This is a genomic window from Rhodopirellula sp. JB055, assembly GCF_043100905.1.
In the GTDB taxonomy this organism is placed as follows: domain Bacteria; phylum Planctomycetota; class Planctomycetia; order Pirellulales; family Pirellulaceae; genus Rhodopirellula.
The window spans coordinates 1-8,896 of sequence record NZ_JBICHO010000618.1 but is presented as its reverse complement, the minus strand read 5'-3'; the positions used below and the strand labels follow the sequence as shown (position 1 = coordinate 8,896).

The window sequence follows — 8,896 nt, the reverse complement described above, 5'->3', positions numbered from 1 at the left end:
GATTGATAACTCTAATATGGGATACGCTGGTGGTTTATTCTTACGTTTTAATGGCCAAGGAAAGGGATTCTTGCATACTGAAGCAATGTTTTCGTTTAACTCAACAGGTATGACAACAGAACGCTCCTCGACCGCGAAGCGGGGCGACCCTCAGCACGTGAGCGGGAGGCATTGAGCTTGATCACGTAGCGGAGTCTCTTCGAGACGCTTCCATTTGCGAGTCTCAGAGAGACTCGCCTACGTGAGGTTCTACCAGAGCGTCTTTCTTCGTTGGTCTTGGAAGCCCGATGTACCGGGTGGACGGATGCGGCGTGGGCTCGTGCTCCCCCGAGCGGTCGAACCGTCCAGGCAAACTGATCAGGCTCGCTGGGCTGAATTCCGATGGATGCCGGGGTGAAATCTGCTCTTGGGCCTACGTTGCCAGTAGCCCTGCGTCTAAAATGGGGTGCGCGAATGACGGCAAACGTGGCCTTGGCATTCGCGGGTGCTCGCCCCCTTCGGACGTGTTGATGTCCAGCCTGATTGAAACAATTGAAGTCGATGCCGCTCTGTCCAAACGATTGGCAGAGATGCCCGCTGATTCGCAGACACTCACCTTGTCGCTCGATGCGATTGGCGACGGGGAAATCTCCGAGGGGGTGTTGCAGCATCCCAGTTGGTCGAATGCTCCACGCATCGCGATGCCTCGGCTCAGCGCTGGTGGTCAGGCATCGCTGTCCGAGTTGGCTCAAACGATCGAGACGACCGGATCGGTTGATGGCGATGGCAAGGAGGAAGCCTCGGAGGGGACCGGGAACCGGTTGATCCAGACCGATCCAACCCCAAGCGGTTCGTCGGCCACCGGGAACGCCGAGAAGCAAGAGACCCGTTCGAATTGCGAAGGATTCTTGCCGCCACGTCGAGTCGCCATGTTGAATTCCGATCCGACGAAAGCGGATTGTGAGTCATTGAAGGATGTCGAGTATCGATTGGTTGGAACGCTGGGCAGCGGCGGAACCGGGATTGTCTACCAAGCCCATCAGCGCGCGATTGATCGTGAAGTCGCCATCAAGGTGTTGCGGCGCGAGCTGACGACGGACGCCTCTTCTCGCGGACGCTTTCTGGCCGAGGCTCGCGTGATTGGTGCGCTGGATCATCCCAACGTGATCGCGCTGCATGATTTGTGCATCGATGACGAAGGCCAGCTCTTTTACTCGATGAAGCGGGTGGATGGAGCGAGCTGGGACCAGCAGATTGATTCGCTTTCTTTGGAGAAAAACCTCAACATCCTGCTTCGAGTTGCCGATGCTATTCGTTACGCGCATTCGCGGGGGCTCGTGCATCGCGATTTGAAACCCGAGAACGTGATGCTGGGTCGCTTTGGCGAAGTCTTGGTCGCGGATTGGGGATTGGCTCTCAGCAAGAGTTCGTTGACGCCCACGGCAGCCGCGTCCACCACCGATTCGTATCACGCGATCGGCGGAACGCCGGCCTACATGGCACCCGAGTTGGCAGCAGGTGATCTGTTTGGCATCACGTATGCCACCGACATTTATCTACTTGGCGCGATTCTGTTTCGTGTCGTGGCGGGTTTCCCGCCGCACCATGGCAAGAGTTTGCTGGCCTGCATTCGCGCCGCGGCGAACAATCAAATCGAGCCGGTTCCGGACCAGCTCGGCGACACGGAATTGGAATTGGTTCAAATCGCTTTGAAGGCGATGGCGACTGATCCGCTGGGCCGGTTCAGTTCCGTGGAAGAATTGATTGAAGCGATCGAAGGCCACCGGTCACACGAAGCGAGTGACCGGTTGGTGCGTCGCGCCAAACGACGTTTGTCCGAAATCGCCGAACTGGGGTCTCCTGAAGAAGCCGCTCAAAAAGGGACTCCATCAGGATTGCGAGCGGATCGCTACGAGCGTTTCGCGGCGGTCGATGCTCTGCTGCGGGAAGCCATTGAAATTTGGCCTGACAACCGCCGTGCCATCGACACTCTTCGCAGCACACAATTGGAGTTCGCACGAACCGCCACCGCGCAAGGGGATTTGGACCTGGCACTTGTGCTGTATGAATCCGCGGGACAATCCGACAGCGAGGCGGCCGCGCGAGTTCGCAAGCAACGCGATCGTCGTGAACGGGTTCGCGAAAGCCAAGCCAAGTACTCGACGTTGTTCACGCATTCGCCGGATGCTGGCATGTTGATCCGTTGGTCCGATGGCGTGGTGATGGAAGCCAACACGGCGTGCCTGGAATTGCTGGGGTACACGAAAGAAGAAGTCGTGGGGCAGAAGATGACCTCGCTGACCATTTGGGCCTGCCCGAAAAAGCGGGAAGAGTTCATCGAGCAGCTCGCTCGCGAAGGTCAGATCGACAACTTCGAAACCCAGTTCTTGCACAAACAAACTTCGGTGGAGCCATCGCTGTGCAAAGACAACTTGCCCGTCCCTCAGCAAGCCTCGGGGGTGATCGATGTCTTGATCAGTTCTCGAACCGTTCTGTTGGGCGGGGAGGAAATGCTGATGTCAACCGTGCGAGACATCTCCGCTCGCAAGACCGCTGAACGCGATTTGGAATATTCTCGTCGGCGTTTGCGAGACCTCCAGCGGTTGGCGGGGTTAGGTAGTTGGTCGTTCGCATTGCAAACCCAATCGATTCGTTGGTCCGAGGAAGCATTTCGCGTGACGGGGCGAGACGTCCAGCGTGGGGCCCCTGATTACAACGAGTTTGTCGCCTCGATTCATCCAGACGACCGCGAGAAACTTCAGGTCGCCATTGAGCGTAGTTTGACGCAGGGGACCTCTTTCCAGTTGAAATTCCGGTATCGTGATGACCAAGGCAAGTATCGAAAGCTGTTTACACGAGGGAATCCGGTGTTCGATGCAGATGAAAATGTGATCGAAATTTACGGCATCTTGCAGCACGTTGCTGCTGGCGGCGGGTGATTCACACCGGGGGCTGACGGCGACGAAACCTGTGAGGCTTGTTTGGAGGTCGCAGTCGAATTTGAAACAATCGTGTTGAAAACAGTTGCCACTGGAACCACGTAGGCAGTTCAGAGACGCACCTGCCCTGCCCCGTTGTTCCCGTCTTCGTTTTCCTGTCCCGTTCCATTCCTCCTTTCCCTACAGTGCCCTGGCTTCGCCGACCCAATCGACCGTCCTGCGTTACACGCAATCAGATCCTGACGTGCGGTTGATGCTGCGCGTGAAAGAGGACGATGCGGGGGCGTTCGAAGAATTGGTGCGGCGTTATCAAGCAAGGTTGGTTCGGTTGATGCAACACTTGGCCCCACGAGGTGATTTGGCAGAGGATTTGGCGCAGGAAACTTTCATGCGAGTCTACCGGGCTCGCCAGAACTACATGCCGGGAGCCAAATTTTCGACTTGGTTGTTCACCATCGCCGGCAACGTCGCACGCAATTCAAAACGGACGGCTTCGCGACGGCATGAGACCAGCGAAGTGGATTCGCCGCGTAGCGCAGATGATTCCAGCGATGCACCGTTTTTAGCTGTCGCGGCGGTCGACAGCAGCGGCTTGATGCCGACACGCCAAGTCGAAGGCGATGAACGAGCCAAGATCGTTCGCGCCGCAGTTGCTTCGTTGAATGAACGCCAGCGAATGGCGTTGATCCTGTCTCGGTTTGAAAACATGAGTTACGTCGAAATCGCTGAAACGATGGGGCTGAGTACCAAGGCGGTGAAGTCCTTGCTCAGTCGTGCTCGCGTTAGTTTGAAAGAGGCTCTGACGCCTTACATCGAATCGGGGCAACTGGGGACAAGTGTCGATCCGGCGATTTCTTTGCCGTCACTGAAGTTGGAACAGGCCTCCAGTCAACATGTCGGTGAACATGCCGAGGAGGAACCTTCATGAATGATCCCAAGCATCCTCTCGACGCGACGCCCAAATCAAATGCATCCGTCAATGAAACGGAGCACACGAACAGCGACCAAACGGTCTCAATGGCGATTCCATCGCTAAGCGGAAATCGTTCGGTCGGCGGCAACGATCCCGAGCAACCCACGATTCGTGAGTTGCCTGTTGATCGCGATGACGAGCAATTGGTGGCGTACCTCGATGGTGAACTGTCAGGCAAAGAACGCGCTGAACTCGAAGACCGGTTGGTCAACGAAGAGTCGCTGCGTTTGCGTCTGCAAGGATTGCAGCGTGGTTGGGACATGCTGGACGTGTTGCCGACTCCTGTTGTGGATGAACATTCGGTCCAAACCACCTTGGAAATGGTGGTTCGCGACCTGACACGAGCCTCGATAGGAATCGAAGCCGTCGACGGCGACCACAGTGTTGCTGGCTCCAATCCCCTGCCCCGTCGCCGGATGAAAAAGTGGACGCGTCGTCTGCTTGTGTTCAGCTTGCTGGCGTTGGTTGGTTCGGCGGTTGCGAGTTGGAGCTGGCTTTCTTATTCACGCCAACAACAAATCGCCGATTTCCCAATCGCGATTGACCATCAGGCTTACTCCAGCACGGATGACTTGGAACTCGTTCGGGACCTAGCTGATTCGCCGCTGTGGATGGCGCTGGCCAGCCATTCGGCGACCGAGGATTTAGAAGCTTTGGTGGACGAGTATGGCGGCACCGATGAATTGCTGGAGGCGGTTCAGGAACTCGATGAAGAACAACGTGCCACGGCCTACCGTCGCTGGGACACGTTCAACAACCTATCGCCGCAGGCTCGGTCGATCACGCGAGAGCGAGCCCAACGTGTGTCGGAGGCCGAGGATTCGCAAGAGTTGCGGACGACGTTGCGAGCGTATTCACGTTGGAAGGAACAGCTCAGTCGAGACACGTTGGCCGCGATCGAAAACCAGACCGGTGAACTTCGCGAACATGCGATTGAAGAAGGCGTGCACGAAACCATGAACGTCATTGGACGCGTGACCGCGAAAGGTTTGAGTGACGAGACGATCGAGCGGATCGCATTCACAATGCGTCAGATCGTGCAGCAACGACTCAAGGATCGAGAGCCCGCAGCGGTGCGAATGATGGAAGGGTTCCGGCACTGGAGATTTGGTGAGAGTGGTGAGCGGGGGCTCGACCAGTCGATCCGTTATCACTTCATCGCGCGATCCATTGTTGGCAGTTCCGACCGGCGTCCGCGATCAAAGGACGGAAAGCGTGGTCCGGAATCGCCGCCATTGACGCTCAGTGAATTGCATCAAATCGAGAACATGCTGCCGCAAGCGGACTTGGAATTGCTGCGAACGGTGTCAACGAACGCCTGGTTCCGGTCGATGGTCATCCGCGACTGGGCCGAGGAAGCCTTGCGTCGTCGCGGTCGTCCCGATTCGGAATTGAAAACGCTGCAGCAAGCCTACAATGAGGCTTCTCCTGACGAACGCGATGTCTTGGATTTGTTGCCTCCTGACGAAGTCCGCGACCAACTCCTTCGTCCCTAGTGGTGCGTCACCGTCAAAAGTGAGGGTGGATCGTAGTGGACGAGGCGACGAGTCCTTTGACTGAGGCAACGAGTCCTTTGACTTGCGCCAGTTCATGACTCGCTGCCTGGTCCATACCTTAAGAGCGTCCATGGTGATGGCTCGTTGGCTCAGTCGTCAGCGACGTCTGAACGCATGTTGGATGGGCACTCTTGCCCGTCAGCGTCGGCCGAGAGCACCCATCGCGACCCGACGCGTGAGCTTTGATGTTCCGCTTTATCGGTCCATGGCCAACGCCCATTTTCAACCTCGCCAGAGGCATCGTTCCTGGAGCAGTTTCTCCCTTCCGTGTGAAACACAATCAAATTTCTTTCCGGCTTGATCTTTTTGGCTCAAGTTTGTTAACCCGAAAGCCGACGCATCGGCGATTGCCGCTGACAACACGCAATTGCCTCGCAATTCACGATTCCCCAGGGGAGTCTCGGAAGGCTGGAAAGCATATGAACGACACCACGACTCGATACCGCTCTGGATTTGGACGCATGCTCCTCGGGACATGCTTGGCAATCCATTTCGTGACGTTGCCAGCCAGCGGTTGGGCTCAAGAAAACACTGAAAAATCAAAGAGCAAGTTCTTTCCCTTCCCGATCCAGTTTGGGATGAAGTCGGAGGCCGAAATCAAAGGCCAGAAGCAGCCGACTCCGGTGTCAGCCGCGACGACGCAGCCCAAAAACAATTCCGCGAACAAGTCCACGCGGCGCATCCCCGTGGAACGCAATGTAGGCAAACCAAAGCACGCCGCGTTCAATGATTCCGCCGAAGACGCTGCCGCGCCATCCGTGGCGACGGTCCAGTACGTCCAGTCCGGATCCAACCGATCGTCTCGCGCAAAGCTGCCTGACAACGGGCGAGTGATTGTCCCCGGGGCAACTGGTTTACCTCAATTCGAAACACCAGGAGAAGTCACCAGCGTCGAAATTCTCGATGCCGATGGCAATCCAATTCCCAGCGAACTGGATGAAGGCGAATACTATTACGGTGCCCAACCTGCTCCTGTGAGAGTGGGCCAACCCTTGCCAGGAACCCTGTCGATTCCGGCCCGCACGGCGCAGGCCCCGATGAATGATTTCGTGCCACGTACCGTCGAGGGACAGTTGCTCGACGGCAGCGTTGTCGATGGCGAATGGATCGAAGAAGGCGAGATCTATGCGGGCGAGATGGGCGACGCTTACCTCGGTGAAGAAAGTGTGTTGGTCGACGGGGCTGTTCATGGACTTTCGCACGGGCACTCATCCGCGTGCGACGAATGTGGTGGAAGTTGTGTGGGCGCCTGCGACGACCGAATCGATGCACGGGTGCGAGTTTTGGCGCGAGCCCTCTCGGATCCGCTTCACGATCTTTGGATTCGAGCGGATTACATGCATCTTTGGGTCGACGGGCAAAATGCCCCTGCCCTGGTCACGACGGGACGAGCCGGAACGGATCGCGATGTCGCAGGAAAGATCGGCCAACTCGGAACCGAATCCATTTACGGTGGCATGCTCAACGACAACGGACGTTCGGCTGGTCGAGTCGAGATCGGGCGTTATTTGGGCGACACTGGATTGGCAATCTCTGGATCCATTCTGTTCACCGAAGACATCTCCGACCGGTTCTACGCCGACAGTCAACAGTATTCGATCCTAGCGCGTCCCTTTGTCGACGTGACACCCGGCGGCGTTAACAACGGCGAATCCGCTGACCTCATTCAGTTCAACAGCGACCTTCGCGGCAACATCGCAGTGGATTCGGTAACCGAGTTTGGTGGGGCGGATGCACTGATCCGCGCCTTGTTGATCAACCATCGCGGCCGGCAAATGGAATCCTTCGTCGGCTATCGGTTTTTGCAACTGGACGACCGGCTATCGATTCATGATGAGCGACGGTACCTGGTCGACGGCGGCGGGGTGGATGCAGGGACGTTGTTGGAACAGACCGACAATTTCTCGGTCGACAACCGTTTTCACGGCGCCACGATGGGGATTCGATCAACCACTTCCGGCGACGTTTGGTCCATCAACACACAAGTCCAATTGGGGATTGGGGTGATGCACAGCAGTGTCGCCGCGTCGGGATCGTCCGTCCGCACCGATCCTCAGTCGGGTGGCGGGGTGATCACCAGCCGATCAGACACCGGTTTGCTGGTTCGATCAACGAATTCGGGTGTTCGAGAGTTTGACGAGTTAGCTGTCGCACCCGAGATTCAACTTTCTGTGACCCGTCATTTCTGGAATGACTGGGACGTCACAATTGGTTACCAGTTCCTGTACCTCAGCCGCGTGATGCGTGCGGCGGAGCAGATCGACCCGTTGCTGAACCTGAGCGATTTGACGACGGGCGGATTCGAGGGCAGTCGTCGCCCTGACCCGGAGGGAACTTACAACGACTTGCTCGCACACGGAATCACTTTTGGCGTCGTGCATCCCTTCTGAGCCAGGGCGGGAAGGGGAGAGAATCGTTGCAAAGCCAGCAAAATCGGCGTCATTGAACCGCCGAAAAAAATTCCGGAATGAACCCGCTGGAAACCGCCAGACTCCTCTTTAGCAACCAAGCAACGCATGCTAAACTTCCCGCTCAGTCGCACCCACTACCCCGTGGTGTAATTGGCAACACAGCTGGTTTTGGTCCAGCCATTCTAGGTTCGAGTCCTAGCGGGGTAGCTTGACGACACAATCCCCGGTGATCCAGAGCAATCAACAGCCTGTTTCGCTGGGTTTTTTTGTGCGCCGGTGTCTCCGCCCTTGTCCTGCACCGTCGGTGGTGGATTGAATTTTCCGTTTCGACCGCCGCCTCCCAATTGGTCTCTTCGGTGGGCGAAGCTGGGTTCAAGCACCCTTCGCTAGTAACAAGTCAAAAATGACTCGTTGGAACTTGGCGGCGAGTTCCGGATTGTTGAGGTACTGGGCCATTTGGTTTTGGTGTACGCAAGGCAATGCTCGGTGTAGAGAGCCCCGGTTCTATCAGTCCTCGTTTTCTCAACCGGGGCTATCGCCCGTCGGCTCAACTGGGGAGTGATCATTTTCCTCGCTCCATTCGATCCTGAGCGAGGACGACGTATTCGATCACTTTGTCCAGATCGTCTTCCTTCTTCACAAACTCAACGTCGCCCTTCGTGGTCCATACCGGACGGTCGATGAATTGCGGATCAATCTCACGAATACCGCGCGTGCAGTTCGCCTTCAGTTGATCTCGCACTTTGTCGCCCGCATACCCGGGGGCCGTTACCACCAGGTGGACGTGATTCGAACGGGCGCTCACAGCCCAGAGTTTCCAGCTTCGTCGTTCACAATGAATGTCGACTTCTCTTTCTACAACCTGACGGTGAACATGACTAAGTAGAACAACTGCATGGTTGAGTCGTTCCTGATGCCATTGCTGAAGAAGCGGTTGTGGGGCTTGCTCACCGTCGTCGCGTTTGCGCCACCATCGCGCATCACCCTGAAGAAATGTCCCGTAGACAGTCCAGGTGATAAAGTAAGCGACCGGTTCGT

The 8,896-nt window shown here is 56.7% G+C and carries 5 protein-coding genes and 1 tRNA gene; 5 read left to right on the top strand and 1 reads right to left on the bottom strand.

Going from position 1 to position 8,896, the window contains the following annotated elements:
• The first annotated feature begins 509 nt into the window (after nucleotides 1-509).
• From ACF8AM_RS24180 to ACF8AM_RS24160, 5 genes are all read left to right on the top strand, one after another.
• Nucleotides 510-2,918: a protein kinase gene (locus ACF8AM_RS24180; RefSeq protein ID WP_392558110.1), complete on the top strand. Its 2,409-nt coding sequence runs from the start codon at nucleotides 510-512 to the stop codon at nucleotides 2,916-2,918.
• Between the two features lie 217 nt (nucleotides 2,919-3,135).
• Complete coding sequence (locus ACF8AM_RS24175) at nucleotides 3,136-3,846, top strand: RNA polymerase sigma factor (RefSeq protein WP_392558111.1); 711 nt, start codon at nucleotides 3,136-3,138, stop codon at nucleotides 3,844-3,846.
• Nucleotides 3,843-5,387, top strand: a complete 1,545-nt coding sequence (locus ACF8AM_RS24170; protein ID WP_392558109.1) for an anti-sigma factor family protein — start codon at nucleotides 3,843-3,845, stop codon at nucleotides 5,385-5,387. Before ACF8AM_RS24175 ends, ACF8AM_RS24170 begins: the two co-directional genes overlap by 4 nt.
• 479 nt (nucleotides 5,388-5,866) lie before the next feature.
• Nucleotides 5,867-7,837, top strand: coding sequence for a BBP7 family outer membrane beta-barrel protein (locus ACF8AM_RS24165; protein ID WP_392558108.1), 1,971 nt, complete (start codon nucleotides 5,867-5,869; stop codon nucleotides 7,835-7,837).
• Between the two features lie 156 nt (nucleotides 7,838-7,993).
• Nucleotides 7,994-8,065 (top strand) — tRNA-Gln (locus tag ACF8AM_RS24160).
• A 355-nt stretch (nucleotides 8,066-8,420) separates the two neighbouring features.
• On the opposite strand, the gene ACF8AM_RS24155 is transcribed toward ACF8AM_RS24160, so the two are convergent.
• A partial coding sequence (locus tag ACF8AM_RS24155) for a transposase (RefSeq protein WP_392558107.1) occupies nucleotides 8,421-8,896 on the bottom strand: 476 nt, incomplete at its 5' end.